At 73.2% G+C, this 18,294-nt stretch carries 12 protein-coding genes; 4 read left to right on the forward strand and 8 right to left on the reverse strand.

All coding sequences use genetic code 11. The annotated features are described in order from the left end of the window. Positions 1 to 30: 30 nt before the first annotated feature. From LE181_RS16870 to LE181_RS16900, 7 genes are all read right to left on the reverse strand, one after another. Positions 31 to 1,512 carry a helix-turn-helix domain-containing protein gene (locus tag LE181_RS16870; RefSeq protein ID WP_225662113.1) on the reverse strand — a complete coding sequence of 494 codons (1,482 nt, stop codon included), beginning with the start codon at positions 1,510 to 1,512 and terminating at the stop codon, positions 31 to 33. 934 nt (positions 1,513 to 2,446) lie between these two features. Beyond that, positions 2,447 to 4,669, reverse strand: coding sequence for an NADP-dependent isocitrate dehydrogenase (locus LE181_RS16875; protein ID WP_225662114.1), 2,223 nt, complete (start codon positions 4,667 to 4,669; stop codon positions 2,447 to 2,449). Between the two features lie 105 nt (positions 4,670 to 4,774). After that, the gene (locus LE181_RS16880) at positions 4,775 to 5,674 is read right to left on the reverse strand and encodes a DODA-type extradiol aromatic ring-opening family dioxygenase (protein ID WP_225662115.1); all 900 of its coding nucleotides are present in this window, start codon (positions 5,672 to 5,674) and stop codon (positions 4,775 to 4,777) included. Between the two features lie 31 nt (positions 5,675 to 5,705). Beyond that, on the reverse strand, positions 5,706 to 6,677 hold the full coding sequence (locus tag LE181_RS16885; protein ID WP_225662116.1) for a quinone oxidoreductase family protein: 972 nt from the start codon (positions 6,675 to 6,677) through the stop codon (positions 5,706 to 5,708). Continuing rightward, the gene (gene asnB / locus LE181_RS16890) at positions 6,677 to 8,545 is read right to left on the reverse strand and encodes an asparagine synthase (glutamine-hydrolyzing) (protein ID WP_225662117.1); all 1,869 of its coding nucleotides are present in this window, start codon (positions 8,543 to 8,545) and stop codon (positions 6,677 to 6,679) included. Before asnB ends, LE181_RS16885 begins: the two co-directional genes overlap by 1 nt. Positions 8,546 to 8,730: 185 nt before the next feature. Then, entirely contained in the window at positions 8,731 to 9,555 is an 825-nt protein-coding gene (locus LE181_RS16895) for a class I SAM-dependent methyltransferase (protein WP_225662118.1), read from the reverse strand. 150 nt (positions 9,556 to 9,705) lie between these two features. After that, on the reverse strand, positions 9,706 to 10,818 hold the full coding sequence (locus LE181_RS16900) for an FAD-dependent monooxygenase (RefSeq protein ID WP_225662119.1): 1,113 nt from the start codon (positions 10,816 to 10,818) through the stop codon (positions 9,706 to 9,708). A 168-nt stretch (positions 10,819 to 10,986) separates the two neighbouring features. On the opposite strand from LE181_RS16900, the gene LE181_RS16905 reads away from it, so the two are divergent. Beyond that, a complete protein-coding gene (locus LE181_RS16905) occupies positions 10,987 to 11,949 on the forward strand; it encodes a TetR/AcrR family transcriptional regulator C-terminal domain-containing protein (protein WP_225662120.1) in 963 nt (320 codons plus the stop codon). A 102-nt stretch (positions 11,950 to 12,051) separates the two neighbouring features. Beyond that, positions 12,052 to 12,555, forward strand: a complete 504-nt coding sequence (locus LE181_RS16910; protein ID WP_225662121.1) for a YoaK family protein — start codon at positions 12,052 to 12,054, stop codon at positions 12,553 to 12,555. 25 nt (positions 12,556 to 12,580) lie between these two features. On the opposite strand, the gene LE181_RS16915 is transcribed toward LE181_RS16910, so the two are convergent. Beyond that, positions 12,581 to 14,161 (reverse strand): MFS transporter, encoded by a 1,581-nt coding sequence (locus LE181_RS16915; RefSeq protein WP_225662122.1) that lies wholly within the window; start codon positions 14,159 to 14,161, stop codon positions 12,581 to 12,583. A 117-nt stretch (positions 14,162 to 14,278) separates the two neighbouring features. Between LE181_RS16915 and LE181_RS16920 the strand changes: the two genes are divergently transcribed. Beyond that, positions 14,279 to 15,301, forward strand: a complete 1,023-nt coding sequence (locus LE181_RS16920) for an Lrp/AsnC family transcriptional regulator (protein ID WP_372458388.1) — start codon at positions 14,279 to 14,281, stop codon at positions 15,299 to 15,301. An 84-nt stretch (positions 15,302 to 15,385) separates the two neighbouring features. Further along, a complete protein-coding gene (locus LE181_RS16925; RefSeq protein ID WP_263869048.1) occupies positions 15,386 to 18,208 on the forward strand; it encodes a CHAT domain-containing protein in 2,823 nt (940 codons plus the stop codon). The last annotated feature ends 86 nt before the right edge of the window (positions 18,209 to 18,294 follow it).

Here is an 18,294-nt window from a genome sequence, read left to right on the forward strand (position 1 = left end):
GTGTCAGGAGGTGCGGCCATGGTGGCGTGATCAGGTGCAGGTGCTGCGGCGTCTGGCGATCCGGCCGCGCAGGTGTTCGCGTCGTCTGAGGTCGAGGATGTCGCTGCTGCTGAGGACTCCGCTGAAGCGTGTGAGGAGGTGGTGGAGGTCGTCGCCGTCGCCGGCCGTCGCGCCGGCGGCTTCTGCTGTTCCGTCGGCTGTGTCGTGGTCGTCCGTACGGTCCGTACGGGCTGCCGCCCGGTCCGTGGGCCCGCCGGGGTCGGTGGGGGTCGCGGGCGAGGGGTGCGGCTGGTGCACCGGGTCGGCGGGGTGCTGTTGTCCGGGCGTGTGGGCGTCGGGTTGCTGGGTGGCGGCCTCCCAGAGCGGTCCGAAGTAGTCGAGCGGGCCGCCGAGGACGTGCAGGAGGGCCACGAGGTCGTCCCATTCGGCGGGCTGGGTGCCTTCGAGCAGGGCGGTGACCCGGTCGGCCGACAGGCGCCAGCGGGTGGCGACGGCGATGTCGTAGGCGGTGGGCTGGCCGGCCCGGACGTGCAGGGTCCGCAGGGCCGCCAGCAGGCGCGCGGGCCCGAGCAGCGGGCCCTGCTCGGCGACGATCTCGCCCGGCTTCGCGACGACGACCGGCGCGGCCACCGTGGCGGTGTCGCGCAGCCGTTCGGTCTCCCACACCTGGCGCAGGACGGCCGGGTCCGCTCCGCAGGCGATGGCGAAGCGTTCGGTGAGGGGCCAGGCGGGGACGCGTTCTCCGCTGAGGATGCGGGAGAGGTAGGAGGCGGAGCAGCCGGCGCGACGGCTGAGGACCTGCAGTTGCATGTTCGAGGCGCGGGCCAGCATCGACAGGACGGGCGCGAGCCGGTTGAAGGCCGGGCTCGTCGGGGTGCGGGCCGAGAGGGGGGTGTCGACGGGCAGGTCGGGTGGTGGCGGAGGGGATTCCTCGGCCAGGGGCATGTGGCCGTAGAGGGCGCTGAGGGACGGCGAGGGCGTCCGCAACTGGATGTGCTGGCTCAGCCGCCGGAGGATGAACGCCTCGGTGTAGCGGTGGCGCGCGGTGTCCTCACTGACGTTCAGCAGCCGGCCGATGCGGCTCCAGGTCACCCGGCGGTGCCGGGCGCGGCCCACGAGGCCGGCGGTGAGGCTTTCGAGCTGGGCCCGCAGTTGTTCGGTCCTGCGCAGCGGGTCCTCCGCGTCCGGGGCCTGCAGACTGCGCTGCAGTTGCCTGGTCTCCTCCAGGATGTCCTTGACGATCTCGACCAGGACCTCGTCCGCGCTCGTGGAGGCGGCGGGGGCGGCCGGGTGGGCGGGGGCCTGCACCATCCGGGGCCGGCGCCTGGGGAGCGGGGCCCGCGGCGGGGGCGCTGCCGCGGTCGTGCCCGGTGCCGGGGCGGCGCTCTGCGGGTTCTTGCGCATCCGGTAGGCGGCTTGGCGGCAGGGGGTGCTGCAGTACTTCTGCGGCCGGCCGACCTTGGGCTCGCCGCTCGTTCCGAGGGGGGTCTGGCAGAACTGGCAAAAACTCATCCTCGCCGTCCTCGTGTCACTCGTGTCACGTAAAGGGTTCAGCCGGGGAAGTTCCGTCGCTGATTTGGCCGGAGCGGTCCACTATTTCCATCACGGAAAACCGGCCACCTTCTCCGGAATCCCGGTTTTCGTCACGGCGGGCCGGGGGCCGGCCGGGTCCCGCCCGGCCGGCCCCCGGCGGTGCTCATGAGCGGCGTCGGTTATTCAGCCAGTGGGTGCCACCAGCCATTCCGAGGGCGGCGAGGGTCGCGGAGAACGTCTCCGGCGTGAACTGCACGTGGACCGAGGCGCCGGAGATCAGCAGGAATCCCGTGACAGGGATGGACACGAACCGGGCAAGCGCGGGCTTGCCCGATCGGTTCAAACGACGGAAGGTTTCGTAGCGCCTGCTAGTGTCTTCGTCGTGAGCCAGACGGTGTTGAAGCTGTTTGGCACGTCGGCGTCGGGGGGATCGGTTCATTCGTACCTCTCGGTGTTCGAATTACTGAGGGACGCGTGCAGGGCTTGGAATGAAGGTTTGGCGACCGCTTCACGCCCTGCACGCGCCTGAGCGTGACCCTAGCTTTACATTGCGCTGAAAACGAATCGCACTAATGGTGCATCAGGAACATTCCGCGGAACGCCGCAGGACCGTCCGAATTCTGTAGCGAAAACCCGTGCCCGTCTCCCCGGGTTTCTCGGATGTCACCCATCGCTCCCCTCTTTCCTGGTATGACAGGAACTCGGATCATGATGCGGTACCTGCCGCTTTGCCCCCGGCCGCACGGGCCGCCCCCGTAGGCATTTCGAGGGCTCACCGGGAGCGTCCTCCCTCGCGCGGCGGTCGTGGTGGTCGTCGGGGCCTACGGGAACGGGCCCGCCACGGCCGGCGGAGTGCCGGTCGGGGCGGGCCCGTGGTGACGGGGACGGCCGCTGTGCGGCGGCCGGGCCGGTGTCAGGCCAGGGTCGCGAGGGCCTGGTTGAAGGTCGCCGACGGGCGCATGACGGCCGCGGCCTTGGTCACGTCGGGCTGGTAGTAGCCGCCGATGTCGGCCGGGGAGCCCTGCACGGCGATCAGCTCGTCGACGATCGTCCGCTCCTGCTCGGCGAGCGTCTTGGCCAGGGGGCCGAACGCCTCCGCCAGCTGCGCGTCGTCCGTCTGCTTGGCCAGCTCCTGGGCCCAGTACAGGGCGATGTAGAAGTGGCTGCCGCGGTTGTCGATGCCACCGAGACGACGGCTGGGCGACTTGTCCTCGTTCAGGAACGTGGCGGTCGCGCGGTCGAGGGTGTCCGCGAGGACCTGGGCACCGGCGTTGCCCGTGGTCTTGGCGTAGTGCTCGAAGGACGGCACCAGCGCGAAGAACTCGCCGAGCGAGTCCCAGCGCAGGTAGTTCTCCTTGACCAGCTGCTGGACGTGCTTGGGCGCGGAGCCGCCGGCACCGGTCTCGAAGAGGCCGCCGCCGTTCATCAGCGGGACGACGGAGAGCATCTTGGCGCTCGTGCCGAGCTCCAGGATCGGGAAGAGGTCGGTCAGGTAGTCGCGGAGGACGTTGCCGGTGACGGAGATGGTGTTCTCGCCGCGGCGGATGCGCTCGACCGACAGCTTGGTCGCCTCGACCGGGGCCAGGATGCGGATGTCCAGGCCCTCGGTGTCGTGCTCCGGCAGGTACGCCTTGACCTTCTCGATCAGCTGCGCGTCGTGGGCACGGGTCTCGTCCAGCCAGAAGACGGCCGGGTCGCCGGTGGCGCGGGCGCGGGTGACGGCCAGCTTCACCCAGTCCTTGATCGGGGCGTCCTTGGTCTGGCAGGCACGGAAGATGTCGCCGGCCGAGACGGTCTGCTCGATGACGGCGTTGCCGGCCTCGTCGACCAGGCGGACGGTGCCGGTGACCGGGATCTCGAAGGTCTTGTCGTGGCTGCCGTACTCCTCGGCCTTCTGCGCCATGAGGCCGACGTTCGGGACCGAGCCCATGGTGGACGGGTCGTAGGCGCCGTGGGCGCGGCAGTCGTCGATGACGGCCTGGTAGACACCGGCGTAGCTGCTGTCCGGGAGGACGGCGAGGGTGTCGGCCTCCTGGCCGTCCGGGCCCCACATGTGGCCGGAGGTGCGGATCATGGCCGGCATGGAGGCGTCGACGATGACGTCGCTCGGGACGTGCAGGTTGGTGATGCCCTTGTCGGAGTCCACCATCGCCAGCGCCGGGCCCTCGGCGAGCTCGGCGTCGAAGGACGCCTTGATCTCCTCGCCCATGTGGGGCAGGGCCTCCAGGCCCTTGAAGATGCCGCCGAGACCGTCGTTCGGGGTCAGGCCGGCGGCGATCAGCACCTCGCCGTACTTCGCGAACGTCTTCGGGAAGAAGGCGCGGACCACGTGGCCGAAGACGATCGGGTCGGAGACCTTCATCATCGTGGCCTTGAGGTGCACGGAGAACAGCACGCCCTCGGCCTTGGCGCGGGCGACCTGCGCGGTCAGGAACTCGCGCAGCGCGGCGACGCGCATGACGGAGGCGTCGACGACCTCGCCCGCCTGGACCGGCACGGACTCGCGCAGGACGGTGGTGGAGCCGTCGTCGCCCACCAGCTCGATGCGCAGGGTGCCGGCCTCGGCGATGACGGCGGACTTCTCGGTGGAGCGGAAGTCGTCGACGCCCATGGTGGCGACGTTCGTCTTCGAGTCGGAGGACCAGGCGCCCATGCGGTGCGGGTGCGTCTTGGCGTAGTTCTTGACCGAGGCGGGGGCGCGGCGGTCGGAGTTGCCCTCGCGCAGGACCGGGTTGACGGCGCTGCCCTTGACCTTGTCGTAACGGGCGCGGACGTCGCGCTCCTCGTCGGTCTTGGGGTCGTCCGGGTAGTCCGGGAGCGCGTAGCCCTGCTCCTGCAGCTCGGCGATCGCGGCCTTGAGCTGCGGGATGGAGGCCGAGATGTTCGGCAGCTTGATGATGTTGGCGCCGGGCGTCTTGGCCAGCTCGCCGAGCTCGGCGAGGGCGTCGTCGATGCGCTGGCTCTCCTGGAGACGCTCCGGGAAGCTGGCGATGATGCGCCCCGCCAGGGAGATGTCGCGGGTCTCCACAGTGACGCCGGCCGCCGAGGCGTAGGCCCGGACCACGGGCAGGAACGAGTGCGTCGCCAGGGCCGGGGCCTCGTCAGTGTGGGTATAGATGATGGTCGAGTCAGTCACCGGGTGCTCCGCTCCACTTCTATAACATTGCTCGACATCAAGATATCCTGTGATCGGCCCCTTCTCGACAGCGGCCTGCCCCCGCGGCGGACTCTTCCGACGTGATCACGTCGCCCGTTCGCTGCGGTTTCGGTCCCAGCCGGCGCCGGGCCGGTCGAACCAGAGGTGGACCTGACCCGTCCCGATGCCGTTCTCGTACGCGCCGAAGCGGCGGCCCGGGGCCCGGCACCGCGTGCCGCCCACCGCGCCGGCCAGCATCAGGTAGTGGCCGAAACGCGCCTCGGGGGCGAAGCGGAGGTAGTCCGGCATGGCCTCGATGACGAGGTCGTGGCGGCCCGCCTCCAGCCAGGCGATGCGCTGCTCGTCCGCGGCGCGCGCCTCCGGGGTGATGATGTGGGCGGGGTCGCCCGCCATGCGGTCGCGCAGCTCGGCCAGCGGCCAGAAGCGGTGCGACAGGCCGCCCGAGGCCACCAGCAGCACCGTGCGGTCGAGGCCGGCGACGGCCTCCGCGACGGCCTCGCCCACGGCGAGGAAGTCCTCGGCGGTCGCCGTCTGGCAGACCGAGACGGACACCCACGGCTTGCCGGGGGCGCCGAGGTAGCTCCAGAGGTTGAGCGTCGCGTAGTGGATCGGCAGGTACGGGTCGTCGTTGGCCGTGATCCACAGCGACCGCTTCCGTGCCACGTCCGCGACGGCGTGGGCCAGTCCCGGGTCGCCGGCCAGGTCGTAGGGGAGCCGGCTGATGGCGCCGGGCATCTCGTCCGAGGTGAACAGGCCCCGGCGGCGGGCGTGGGCGGTGACGACCGTCTCGGTGGTCGTGCCCCAGTGCGAGTCGAAGACCACGACCGTGTCGTAGTCGGCCGGATCGATCCTCTCCTGCCGGAGCCGGGTCAGGCCGGTCGCGAGGGTGAAGTCACGGCCTCCGTTGGCCTCGATCCGCTGGGCCTCCGGGAACATGATGACGGGTGCGTGCGAGAGCAGGCCCGCACCGGCGATGTCGCCCATGGACAACCTCCTGGTGCCAGTGGTGTGCGGACTACGGGACGAGCAGGAGCTTCCCGGCGGTGCGCCGGGCCGCGAGCTCGGTGTGCGCGCGGTGCGCCTCGGCGAGGGGGTACGTTCCGCCGATGGTCACCGTGAGGGTGCCGTCGGCGATGCCGTCGAAGACCTCGCCCGCCCGCCACTCGAACTCCTCGACGGTGGCCCGGAAGTGCTCCAGGTAGGGGCGCGTCAGGGTCAGCGAGCCGCCCCACAGCAGCCGCATCACGTCCACGGGCGGCACCGCGCCGCTGGCTCCGCCGTAGAGGACCAGCGTGCCGCGGGTGCGCAGGGAGGCCAGGCTCGCGTCGAAGGTGGCGGCGCCGACGCCGTCGTAGACCGCGTGGACGCCCGCGCCGTCGGTGAGCCGGCGCACCTCGGCGGCCAGGTCGTCGGTCTCGGTGTAGCGGATGATCTCGTCGGCGCCGTTGGCGCGGGCCAGCTCCTCCTTCTCCCGCGTGGAGACGGTGCCGATGACGCGGACGCCGCGCCGCTTGAGGAGCTGGGTCAGCAGCAGCCCCACGCCGCCGGCCGCGGCGTGCAGCAGCACCGTCTCGCCGGGGCGCGCCCGGTAGGAGTCGTTGGCCAGGTAGTGGGCCGTCATGCCCTGGACGAGCACGCCGCCCGCGGTGGCCAGGTCGATGCCGTCGGGCACGACGATCGCCTTGTCCTGGGGGACGACGACCCGGCTGGCGTAGCTGCCGAGCACGGTCGTCCAGGCGACGCGGTCACCGGGCCGGAACCGGGTGACGCCGGGGCCGACGGAGCGGACGACGCCCGATCCCTCCTCGCCGGGTATCGACGGCAGGGGCAGGGGGTAGCGGCCCTCGCGGCGGTAGAGGTCGATGAAGTTCACGCCCGCCGCGGCGAGCTCGACGAGGATCTGGCCCTCGGCCGGCTCGGGGTCGGGCTTCTCGACGTAGATCTGGACCTCGGGCCCGCCGGTCTCCCGGATCTCGATGGCGTGCATCAGTTGGCTCCCTTCACTCCGGTCAGCTCCACTTGGTAGGTGCGTGCCCAGTCGTCCAGCCGGACGGTGGACTCCACGAGGATCCGCTCGAACTCGGAGAGGCTGCCCGTGGAGGTCTTGGCGGTCATCCGCCGTACCGCGTCGCCGTCGAGGAAGGCGTTCAGCGGTGCCCGGTCGTCGCCCGCCGCCTTGGTGAGGCCCGTGATGAGGGCCCGGTCGTAGGCGGGGTCCTGGATGGAGGGGTAGGCGGCCTTCTTGCGGCGCAGGACCGACTCCGGCAGCAGGTCGGCCGCGGCCTCCCTGAGCAGCGCCTTCTCCTGGCCGCTGAAGGTCTTCATCTCCCAGGGGACGTTGAAGACGTACTCGACGAGGCGGTGGTCGCAGAACGGCACCCGGCCCTCCAGGCCGTTGGCCATGCCCATCCGGTCCTTCTTGTCCAGCAGGATGGGCAGCCACCGGGTCAGGGTGAGGTAGCCCAGCTCGCGGGTGCGCCGGTCCGCTGCGCTCTCGCCGTCGAGGAGCGGGACCTCGGCCAGGGCCGTGCGGTAGAGGTCGGCCTCGTAGGAGGCGAGGTCGATGCCGTCGACGAACCAGGGGTGGAACAGCGAGCGGGGGTCGAGGCCGCGGTGGGCGCCCAGCTTGAGCCAGGGGAACGTTTCCGCGCGCCGTGCCTCGGGGTCGGAGAACCACAGGTAGCCGCCGAAGACCTCGTCGGCGCCCTCCCCGGACAGCGCCACGGTGGCGTGCTCGCGGACGGCGGCGAACAGCAGGTACAGGGAGACGTCCAGGTCCGCGAAGTTGAACGGCAGGTCCCAGGCGCCGAGGACGGTCCGGCGCACGGCCGGGTCGAGCAGGCCGGCGCGGTCGAGGACGATCGGGTGGTGGTCGCTGCCGACGTGCCGGGCGACCTCCAGGGCGTAGGGGCCGTCCGGGGTGGGGCGGATGGCGTCGGCCTGGAAGTTCTCGGTGTGGCCGGTGAAGTCGACGGAGAAGGTGGACAGGCCGGCGCCGTCGGCGGCCCGGGCGCGGGCCGCGAGCGCGGTGACGGTGGAGGAGTCCAGCCCTCCGGACAGCAGGGCGACGAGCGGCACGTCGGCGACCATCTGGCGGGGGACGATGTCGTCGAGCAGCTCGCGGACGGTGGCGACGGTGGTCTTCAGGTCGTCGGTGTGCGGGCGGGACTCCAGCTGCCAGTAGCGTTCCTCGCGGATGCCCGCGCGCCCGACGCGCAGCAGGTGGCCGGGCTTGAGTTCGCGCATGCCGCGGAAGGGGACGCGGCCGGGGGTGCGCAGGAACAGCAGGGCGTCGCACAGCTCCTCGGCGCCCGCGGCGGCCTCGGCCAGCGGGTTGGCGAGGATGGCCTTGGGCTCGGAGCCGAAGAGGACGCCGTCCTCGGTGGGGTAGTAGAAGAGCGGCTTGACACCGAGGCGGTCCCGGACCAGCAGCAGTTCCTCGCGGGCGGTGTCCCAGAGGGCGAGGGAGTACATGCCGTTGAGGCGGTGGACGAAGTCGGTGCCCCACTGCAGGTAGGCGCGCAGCGCCACTTCGGTGTCGCTGCGGGTGGCGAAGCGGTGGCCGAGGAGGACGAGTTCCTCGCGCAGCTCGCGGAAGTTGTAGATCTCGCCGCCGTAGGAGATCACGGCCCGGGGCAGGTCGCGGGGGCCGCGCTCGGGCGTGCGCATGGGCTGGGCGCCGTGTTCGAGGTCGATGATGGACAGCCGTCGGTGTCCCAGTGCGATGTGCTCGTCCAGCCATATGCCCTCGGCGTCCGGTCCCCGGCGGGCCAGGGTGTCGGTCATGGCCTGGACGACCGGGGACTCGGCCCTGAGGTCGCGGGTGAAGCCGGCCCATCCGGTGATGCCGCACATGGTCGTTCTCCGTAGGTCAGTCGGCGGGCCCCTCGCACCGGGCCCGCCTGCTCCGATCCCTCCAGCCTGACTGTCTCCCCGTCACCCGAGCGGTTGCGTACATAAAGTTCTCGGCCCGGCGTGAGGAAGGCCGCCGTCCGCTGTGGCCCGTCAGCGGACCGTCCGCGGGCGGCAGTTCGGCACGTTCACGGCTGCCGGAAGTCGAGACGCACCACGCCGGGAAGCGCCCGGCGGACGAGCAGGGAGCGCTGGCCGTGGTGCAGCACCAGACCGGTCAGTCCCCGGCAGGGCGGCCAGGGGAGCCGGCGGACGCCGGCGATGCGCGGATGGAGGGTGCGCAGCCGCTCGTACGCGCCGGGGCTCATCGAGGACGACAGGGGCGGCAGGCGGTAGGTGCCGCAGTACAGCATCTGACGGCGGGCCAGTACGGCCACCCAGTGCGGGACGGTGTCGAAGACGAGCGCGGCGCCGGGGAAGCGCTCGGCGCAGAGCGTGACGAGGCGGGCCACCGCTTCCCACGGCAGGTACATCATCAGCCCCTGGGCGCTGATCAGCAGCGGCTGCGCCGGGTCGATGCCGTCCGCCCAGCGCGGGTCGGTCACCGAGCAGGCGACGGTGCGCTGCCGGGGGCCCCGGGGCAGCAGGGCGCGGCGCCAGGCCAGGGTCTCCGGCAGGTCGACCGTCAACCAGCGCACCCGGCCGTCGTCCACCCGCCAGAACTGGGTCTCCAGGCCCTCGCCGAGGGCGACGACGGTGCCGTGCGGCGCGTGGGCGAGGAAGGACCTGACTTCGGCGTCGACGACGCGGGACCGGGCCGCCAGGTACTGGGCCAGCGGGGGGACGGGCGGGCCGAAGGTCTCGCGTGCGGGCCAGCCGCTGCGGGCGAGCACGTCGGCCGCCAGCGGATCGGGCAGCAGGCTGCGCGGGTGCCGGGCCTCGGCGGCACGCAGGTACAGGACCCACCAGGCGGTGGCGGGGACACCCGACGGGTCGGGAGCGGCGAGGGGCACGGCGGCTCCCGTCCTCGGCGGTTCTCCCCGGAGATGATGCGCGCGCGGCCGGGCCCGCAAACGGCCGTCGCGGGCCCCGTCCGGGTGAATGCGCCGTGCCCGCGCGCGGCCGGCGGGCAAGCGGGCGGGCGGGGAGGCGGGTGGTGCCGCTCAGGCGTCGAGCTCGATGCCGTTCTTGGCCTCGTCCATCGCCTCGTCGGAGGTACCGCCCTCGGTGTTCTTGTGGGCGAGGGCCTGGTTGAGGCCGACGTAGGGGCGCATGCGCGTCTCGTACCGGGCGAAGGCGGCCGCGTGGTCGCCGTCCGCCCTGCCGAGTTCGGCGGCGAGGACGTATGCGCCCACGAGGGCCAGGCTCGTGCCCTGGCCGGAGAGCGGGGAGGGGCAGTAGCCCGCGTCGCCGGCCAGCGCGACCCTGCCGGCGGACCACTGCTCCATGTGGATCTGGGCCATGGCGTCGAAGTAGAAGTCGGGTGCCTGCCGCATGGCCTCCAGCAGCCGCGGCGTCTCCCAGCCGACGTGCGCCAGCCCGGCGGTCATGAGCGCCTTCTGCTGGTCGGTGTCGCGGTGGTCGTAGGCGATCGGCTCCGACCGGAAGCCCAGCGTGGCCCTCATTTCGGTGTTGTCGCGCACCGGGTAGAGGCAGTAGGTCGCCGCGTCGTCGGCGAGCCAGACCTGCCAGTCGTCGAGCCCGAGGAAGTTGTCGGTGCTGAAGACGGTCAGGTAGGCGCCGAGGTGGCGGACGAACTGCTCCTCCGGGCCGAAGGCCAGCTTGCGGACCCGCGAGTGCAGGCCGTCCGCGCCCAGCACGAGGCCGAACGTGCGGGTGGGCCCCTGCTCGAAGCCGACCCGAACGCCGTCGGTCTCCTCGTCGAGGGTGGCGACGGAGTCGCCGAAGAGGAACTCCACTCCCGCGTCGACCGCCTGACGGTGGAGCAGCATGGCCAGGTCCTCGCGCAGCAGCTCTATGTCCTCGCTGTCCAGCCGGCCGCTGCTGTACGTGTGGTCGGTGGTGCGCCACAGCTCCTTGCCCCCGGCGTCGAGCATCGCCATGCCGCGCATCCGGGTACGGACCTGCCGGGCCTCGGACAGGATCCCGGTCCGGTCCAGGACGTCGAGGGCGACGCCGCGGACGTCGATGGCCTGGCCGCCGGGGCGCACGGCGGGGGCCCGCTCGACGACGGTCACGGCGAAGCCGTTGCGGCGCAGCCAGTAGGCGAGGGTCAGGCCCGCGACGCTGGCACCGGAGACGAGGACGTTCTGCATGACTGAGCTCCTTAAGTACGGTGTACACAGCTGAATGTACACCGTACGCACAGTGGCGCAAGCGGCTGTTCCAATGCCCTGGCCTAGGACAGACGCGGGGACTGCGGCTCCCTTCACCGGCTTTCCGCTGCTAGCCTCTGTACTAGGACAGAGGGAAGGGGTACCGCCGTGGCCGAAAAAAATTCTCCGCCGTATCTGCGCATCGCCGCCGAGCTCCGGCGACGCATCGCCGACGGCGACCTCGCTCCGGGCGACCGCGTCCCGTCCACCCGGCAGATCGCCAGGGAGTGGAACGTGGCGCTCGCCACCGCCACCAAGGTGCTGACCACCCTGCGCCAGGAGGGGCTCGTGCGGGCGCAGTCGCGGGTCGGCACGGTGGTGGCGGGTCCGGGCCCCGCCGTGTCCCCGGCGCAGCCGCCGTCCCCGGCGCAGCCGCAGTCGTCCTCGCCCGGCCGGGCGGCCGACGGCGAGCTGACGCAGGAGCGGATCGTCCGTGCCGCCGTCGCCATCGCCGATGCCGAGGGGCTGGCCGCGTTGTCCATGCGGGGGGTCGCGGCGCGGCTGGGCGTCGCGGCCATGTCGCCCTACCGGCACGTCACCGGCAAGGAGGACCTGGTGTTCCTCATGGCCGACGCCGTCCTCGCCGAGATGTCCTACCCCCGCGACGCTCCGCCCGGCTGGCGCGGCCGCCTGGAGCGGGGCGCCCGTGCGCTGTGGGCGGTGCACCGCGCCCACCCGTGGCTCGCGCAGATCGCCCCGCTCACCCGGCCGCTGGCCCTGCCGCACCTGATCGCCTACTCCGACTGGATGCTCGGTGCGCTCGACGGCCACGGCCTCGACCCGGCGACGATGTTCAACCTCAACGCCCTGATCTACAGCTATGTGCAGGGCACGGCCGTCCAGCTGGAGCGCGAGGCCCAGGCCCAGAGCGCGACCGGGATGTCCGAGGAGCAGTGGATGGACTCGCAGGCCGCCGCCTTCGACGCGCTCGTGGCCTCCGGCGCGTACCCGGCGTTCACCAAGGTGGTCGGATCGTTCGGCGACAGCGGCTACGACATGGACCTCGATGCGGTCTTCGAACTGGGCCTCACCTCGATGCTCGACGGACTGGCCGCGTTGATCGACGACTGAGCGGCCGTGCGGCACAGTGGTACCGCCGCCGACCGGAAGGAGCCGCCGTGGACCCGAGGCCCGGGCCGCCCTCACGGCGGTGATGGTGGCGCCGGGTTCGCGGTGGGGGCCGTCCTGGGGTCGCGCCTGGAGTCGGGCGTGGACGTCCACGGGCGCCGGTGGTTCGTGGTGGCACTCGTCGCCGAGGCGGCGCTACTGGGCGTGGGGGCGCTGATCGCGTGGGGCATCGACGGGGTGGGCCCACCTCTGTCGGGCCGCCACTACGCGGTGACGGCCGTGGTGGCCAGGGCCATGGGGATGCGGAACATGACGACCATGCGGGCCCGGGTGCCGGACCCGCCCACCACGCCGGCCACCCGCTCGATGACGGCCCTCCTCGGCGGCTCGCCGCTCACGCTCGACCCGCGGATCCCGTCCGGCGCCCGGGCACAGGGGCGCCGGACGGCCGCGGTGGTGGCGCTGTTCGCCGGTGGCCTGCTCGGCGCGTGGACGCTGCACGAGGCGGTGCGCCCGCCGGTCGTCCTGCTGACCGCGGCCGGCGGCGTCCTCGCGACCGGCCTCCTTTACGCCTGCGCGCCGCGCGCCGGCCGGCCGGAACCGGCCTGACGGGGGCGCGGCGCGCGACGCGTGATCAGACGGCCGTCCGCTCCGGGGCCTTGCGCGGGGTGGGCGCCCCGTCCGCCGCCGGCCCGCCGGTGGCCGCCCCGGCCGCGGGACGGACCAGGGCCAGTACGAGGAGTCCGCCCGCGGCGGCCGCCAGGGCCGAGCAGAGGAACACCCGCTCCAGGCCGGCCGCGAACGCCTCGTGGACGAGGCGTTCGGTGCCGGCGCGCAGGCCGGCCGGTGCGTTCTCGACGATCCGGCGCGCCTGGCCGCCGGCGAGTGCGGAGGCCGCGGAGTGCGGGTCGAGGCCCGTACGGGCGTCCTCGAACACCTTCTCGGCGCGGCTGGTGAAGACGGCTCCGAGGCCGGCGATGCCCAGGGTCATGCCCAGCTGACGGAAGGTGTTGACCGCTCCCCCGGCCATGCCCATGCGCTGGGGCGGCACGCTGCCCATCGCGGCCGACACCAGTACGGGGATGGCCAGGCCGACGCCCACGCCGGTCACGCACAGCCCTGCCAGGACCGCGGAGCGGCCGGCGTCGGCCGTCATGCCGCCGGCCAGGAGCAGCATGCCGGCCGCGATCACGAGCAGCCCCACGCCGATCGGCACCCGGGGTGCCATCCGCTGGAGGTAGCGGCCCGCCACGAGGGAGACCATGAACGACAGGGCGGCCAGCGGGGCCAGCGCGAGGCCGGCCGCCACCGGGCCGAGGCCCAGGAGGGACTGCAGCCACAGCGACGTCAGCGCCAGGCAGCCGAAGGCACCGGCCTGCAGCAGCAGCGCCCCGCCCATCAGCCCGGTGAAGGAGGGCCTGCGCAGCAGGGCCAGGTCCAGCAGGGGCTGGTGGCCCCGGCGGTCGGCGCGCAGCGCGGCCGCCACGAAGGCGGCCAGGGACAGCGCCGCCACGGCGAAGGCGCCCAGGGTGAGGGGCGAGGTCCAGCCGGCCTCGCCGCCGCGGATGAGGCCGTAGGTGAGGCCGGCGGCCGCGACGGTGAAGGTCAGGGCGCCGGGGACGTCCAGCCGGGGCGGGCGGCCGGGTCCCTGGGACGGGGCGGGGCGGTCGGCGGGGACGACGCGCAGGGTCAGCGCGACGGCCACCGCGGCGATCGGCAGGTTGACCAGGAAGATGGCCTGCCAGCCGATGTGCTGGGTGAGGAGCCCGCCCAGCAGCGGGCCGGCGGCGGCCGCCGCGCCGTTGACCGCACCCCAGACGCCGAAGGCGGTGCCCCGGTCGCGTCCTCGGTAGGTGGCGCCGAGCAGGGCGGTGGTCGTGGCGAACATCGCCGCGCCGCCCACGCCCTGCACCGCCCGCGCGGCGACCAGGACGGTGGCGTCGGGCGCCAGGCCGCAGGCCAGGGAGGCCAGGGCGAAGACCGCCAGCCCGGCCACGTACAGCCTGCGGTGGCCGAAGCGGTCGGCCAGCGACCCGGCGGCCAGCAGCAGGGCCGCCAGGGCGAGGGCGTAGGCGTCGACCACCCACTGCAGAGAGCTGAAGCCGGCGTCCAGGTCGTCCGCCATCTGCGGGAGCGCCACATTCACGATGGTCACGTCGACCAGCAGGATGAAGGCCCCCAGGCAGACAGCCACCAGAGGCTGCCACTTACGCATTCGAGTCTCGTTTCGTCGTGTCCGTGCGTCTCGCCCCATACCCTCGCCGCACGCTGCGGATAACCCCCAGCCGCTGTGGACTGACCGGCGATATTCGACAATCAGTACGCTGGTGCGGTGGATTCCGACATCGAGCCGTTCACCTTCCCCGCCCTCGACGCGCCTGACCGGCCGCTCGCCCAGGCCCTGCAGATCGACGGGCGGGCCCCCTTCAGCCGGATCGCCCAGGTGCTCGGGGTCTCCGACCAGACCGTCGCCCGCCGCTACACCCGGCTGCGCACCACGGGGACGCTCCGCGTCGTCGGGCTGACCGACCCGCTGCGGGTGGGCGACACCCCGTGGTTCGTCCGGGTGCGGTGCACGCCCGACGCGGCCGCCTCGGTCGGCGAGGCGCTGGCCCGGCATCCGGACACGAGCTGGGTGAAGCTCACCTCGGGCGGCACGGAGATCACCTGCAACGTCCGTTCCCGCAGCGCAGGCCGTCCCGGCGGGGACAACCCGCTGCTGCTGCAGGAGCTGCCGCGCACGCCGCGGGTCGTCGACGTCTCCGCGCACTGCCAGTTGCACATCTTCTTCGGGCAGCGGCACAGCTACCTCACCCGCTCCGGGCCGCTGGCGCCGGACCAGGTGGCCGCGCTGGCGCCCGCCGGTCCCGGGCCCCTGGACGAGGCGGCCGCGCCCTATCCGCTGGACGCCCAGGACCGCAGGCTCCTCGACGTCCTCGCCCACGACGGCCGCGCCCCGCTGGCCGACCTCGCCGCGGCCACCGGCTGGTCCCTGACCACCGTCCGCAGGCGGCTGGCCGAGCTGCGCGCGTCGGGCGCGCTCTACTTCGACGTCGACTACCACCCGCGGCTCATGGAGGGCGGCTTCCGCGCCACGCTGTGGCTTCAGGTCGAGCCGGCGCGGCTGGAGGCCGCGGGCCGGGCGCTGGCCGGGCATCCCGAGGTGGCCTTCGCCGCCGCCACCACCGGGACCGCCAACCTCCACGCCAGCATCACCACGCGGGACGCCGGGGCCTTCTACCGCTACCTCACCGGCCCCGTCGCGGCCCTGCCCGGCGTCCGGCACACCAGCACGGCGCCCACGCACCGCGTCCTCAAGGGCCCCGGACCCTGGCGGCCGCGGCCCGGGCAGTGAGCCGCGGGGCGCCCCGATCGGGCTAACCGCCCTGGTCCGGCCCTGCGTCCGCCCGCAGGATGGGGTCATAGGGAAGGGGTGGCGATGGCCACTGACCTCGAACTGGAGATCTCCGGGACGGGCCCCGGCGACTACGAGGTGCGGGTGGTGCACGCCGCAGCCGGCGGAGAGCCCACGGCCGGGCTGCAGCTGGACGTCGACGAACTGCTGGCCCGGCGGCCGGAGCTGGAGGCGACGGTACTGGCCTCGTCGGTGTCGGCGCGCCGGGTGGTGCCGCTCAGCGAGGAACCGGTGCAGCAGGTCGGAGAGCAGCTGTTCCGGGCGCTGTTCACCGGCCCCGTCTACGGGACCTACCGGGCGAGCCTGGGGGCGGCACAGGAACGGCAGGAACGGCTGCGGATCGTGCTGCGGCTGGACGCGCCGGAACTGGCCCTGCTCCCGTGGGAGATGCTGTTCGATCCGGAGGACGGCGCCTACCTGTGCCGGCACGAGCCGCTGGTCCGGCACGTGCCCGCCCTGTACACGCGCGAGCCGCAGCGGGTGAGCCCACCCCTGCGGGTCCTGGTGATCATCGCCTCGCCGCGCGGGCTGCCCCCACTGGACACCGACGCCGAGCGCCGGCGGCTGGAGAGGGCGCTGGCCGGGCAGGTGGCGGCGGGACGGGTCGAGCTGACGTGGCTGCCGGCCGCCGACTGGGACAGCGTGCAGGCGGCGCTGCTGGAGGGCGAATGGCACGTGCTGCACTTCATCGGCCACGGCGACTACGACGCCGACGCCGACGAAGGTCTGATCGCGCTGGTGGACGACGACGGCGGCCCGCACATGGTGGCGGCCAACCAGCTGGTGGACCTGCTGGGCATGGCCGAGCCCACGCCGCGGCTGGTCGTCCTCAACTCGTGCGCCTCGGCGCAGGGCGGCACCCACGACGTCTTCTCCAGCACCGGCGCCGCCCTCGTCCGCAGCGGCATCAGCGCGGTGGCCGCCATGCAGTTCACCGTCAGCGACCGGGCAGCGGTCCACTTCGCGCAGGGCTTCTACACCTCGCTCGCCAGCGGCCACCGGATCGACGAGGCCGCCCGCAGCGGCCGCATCGCGATGCTCGGCTGCGGCCGTACGGCGCTGGAGTGGATCACGCCGGTGCTGTACGTACGGGGGGAGACCACCGAGCTGTTCACCTTCACCTCCGCACCGCCGCCCGCGCCCCCGGCCCGGGAGCCCGGGCCGCCGCCGGGTGCGCAGCCGCAGCCCGGGCGGTCACAGCCGCCCGACGCGAGCCGTCACGAGGCGCAGTTGCGTGCCCTGCGCGTCATGGCCGGCGCCGAACTGCGCATCGGCAACCACGACAAGGCCATCGAGCTCCTGGACGACCTGCTCACCCTGGCTCCGGACGACCACGAGGCGGCGGCGCTGCGCGAGACCGCCGCCCGCCGGTGCCGGCTCGCCGGCCTCCACGAGCGGGCGGCCGAGGCGGAGACCGCCCAGGACTGGACCACCGCGATCGAGGCGTACGCGGAGATCCTGCAGGAGCAGCCCGAGGACCGTGACGCGGCCGCGCGCCGGGAACGGTGCCGGGCCCGGCAGCACGTCGCCGACCTGCAGGCGGAGTTGCGCTATCACGCGGAGGCCGGACGGTGGCGGGCCGTCCTCGACGTCGACGAGGAGCTGCGACGGCTCGACGCGTCCGCGGCCGACCCCGCCGGGCTGGCCACCCGGGCCCGCGGAGCCCTGCAGGACGCCGAGCGGGAGGACGGGTTGCGGACCGCGCTGGACGAACGGGCGGCCGCCCACGCGTGGGAAGAGGTGCGGGACCTGATCGCCGAACTGGCGGCCCTGCGCCCGGAGGCGGCCGGGGACTACGCCGCGCTCGCCGACCGTGCGCGGCGCGAACTGCGGGCCCACCCGCCGGAGACGGGGCGCATCGACTTCGGGCACGAGGTCTACGCCCTGGCATGGGACCCCGGCGGCGGGGCCCTCGCCGTCTCGGGCGCCGCGGCGTCGGCGCGGGTGTACGACGTGAACGACGCGACGGGGCGGGAGCGGCTGGAGGTGGCGGTCGGGGTGCCGGAGCTGCACTGGGTGTACGCGGTGGCGTTCAGCCCGGACGGGACGCGGCTGGCCACCGGCTCCGACAACCACACGGGACGGATCTGGGACGCGGCCACCGGCCGGAGGACGCTGGAGGTGCGCCACGACAAGGCGGTGCTCGCGGTGGCGTTCAGCCCGGACGGCACGCGCGTCGCCACGGGCGGCCTCGACCGGACGGGGCGCGTCTGGGACGCCGCCACCGGCGAGACGATCGCCGAAGTGCTGCACGACAACACGGTCTTCGACGTCGCGTTCAGTCCCGACGGTCGTCGCGTCGCCACCGGTGGCCTCGATCAGACGGCCCGCGTCTGGGACGCCGCCACCGGCGAGAAGATTCTCGAAGTACGCCACGACGACGCCGTCTTCGCGGTCGCCTTCAGCCCCGACGGCCGCCGCATCGCCACCGGAAGCCACGACCGCACCGCCCGCATCTGGGACGCCACCACGGGCGAGAGAACCCTGGAAGTACGCCACGACGACACCGTCTACGCCGTCGCCTTCAGCCCCGACGGCCGCCGCATCGCCACCGGAAGCCACGACCGCACCGCCCGCATCTGGGACGCCACCACGGGCGAGAGAACCCTGGAAGTACGCCACGACGACACCGTCTACGCCGTCGCCTTCAGCCCCGACGGCCGCCGCATCGCCACCGGAAGCCACGACCGCACCGCCCGCATCTGGGACGCCACCACCGGCGAGAACATCACCGAAGTGGGCCATGAGAACAACGTCCTCGCAGTGGCGTTCAGCCCGGACGGCGACCGGCTCGCCACGGGCAGTCATGACCACACCGTCAGGATCTGGCCGGTCGGCGACGCATAGCCGTCCGGCACGGTGGTTCCCCGCGCGGGGAACCACCGGGGAAGCGAAGGAGAGACCGTTGGGGCAGCTCGTGGAATTCCCCACCG

Source organism: Streptomyces sichuanensis (assembly GCF_020328095.1).
Taxonomy (GTDB): domain Bacteria; phylum Actinomycetota; class Actinomycetes; order Streptomycetales; family Streptomycetaceae; genus Streptomyces; species Streptomyces cinnamoneus.

What these genes read in the sequence shown, in the direction of transcription:
- LE181_RS16870 (WP_225662113.1), bottom strand. Translation starts at nt 1,512, where the DNA reads ATGAGTTTTTGCCAGTTCTGCCAGACCCCCCTCGGAACGAGCGGCGAG.
- LE181_RS16880 (WP_225662115.1), bottom strand. Translation starts at nt 5,674, where the DNA reads ATGGGCGACATCGCCGGTGCGGGCCTGCTCTCGCACGCACCCGTCATC.
- LE181_RS16885 (WP_225662116.1), bottom strand. Translation starts at nt 6,677, where the DNA reads ATGCACGCCATCGAGATCCGGGAGACCGGCGGGCCCGAGGTCCAGATC.
- asnB (WP_225662117.1), bottom strand. Translation starts at nt 8,545, where the DNA reads ATGTGCGGCATCACCGGATGGGCCGGCTTCACCCGCGACCTCAGGGCC.
- LE181_RS16900 (WP_225662119.1), bottom strand. Translation starts at nt 10,818, where the DNA reads ATGCAGAACGTCCTCGTCTCCGGTGCCAGCGTCGCGGGCCTGACCCTC.
- LE181_RS16915 (WP_225662122.1), bottom strand. Translation starts at nt 14,161, where the DNA reads ATGCGTAAGTGGCAGCCTCTGGTGGCTGTCTGCCTGGGGGCCTTCATC.
- LE181_RS16925 (WP_263869048.1), top strand. Translation starts at nt 15,386, where the DNA reads ATGGCCACTGACCTCGAACTGGAGATCTCCGGGACGGGCCCCGGCGAC.